This is a genomic window from Methanobacterium sp., from assembly GCA_030017655.1.
GTDB lineage: Archaea > Methanobacteriota > Methanobacteria > Methanobacteriales > Methanobacteriaceae > Methanobacterium_D.
The window spans coordinates 1-504 of sequence record JASEIM010000096.1 but is presented as its reverse complement, the minus strand read 5'-3'; the positions used below and the strand labels follow the sequence as shown (position 1 = coordinate 504).

Below are 504 nucleotides of genomic sequence, written 5' to 3'. Positions count from 1 at the left end.
TGTTAGAGGAGTGGAATTAGCAACACTTGTTTTTATAAAATATAAAACACTTCCAGGGGGAAAATATGAGGAAATCCCTCTTACAATTGTTGATACAGGATATGGGCTTGAAAGATTTGCCTGGATATCACAGGGAACCCCAACCGCTTACGATGCTTCATTCGGTCCTGTAATTGACAAATTAAAAGAATTAGCTAATGTTGAAGTGGACATGAAAATTCTTGCTGAAAACGCTCAAGTTGCAGGGATGATGGATATTGAAGACATTGCAGACCTTAAAGAGTTAAGATCAAGAGTTGCAAAACGGCTTAATATATCGTTAGATGAGCTTGAAAAGGCTACAAAACCAATGGAAGCAATATATGTTATTGCAGACCACACAAGATGCTTGGCGTTCATGCTCGCTGATGGAGTAATTCCTTCTAACGTTAAAGAAGGATATCTGGCAAGATTAGTTTTGAGAAGGACAATTAGGTTCATTAAAGATCTTGGGTTAAATGAATC

The 504-nt window shown here is 37.5% G+C and carries 1 protein-coding gene; it reads left to right on the top strand.

Annotated features, from left to right (window positions below):
- Positions 1 to 504, top strand: a 504-nt coding sequence (locus QMD61_11805) for an alanine--tRNA ligase-related protein (protein ID MDI6725318.1), incomplete at both ends; no start/stop codon positions are given.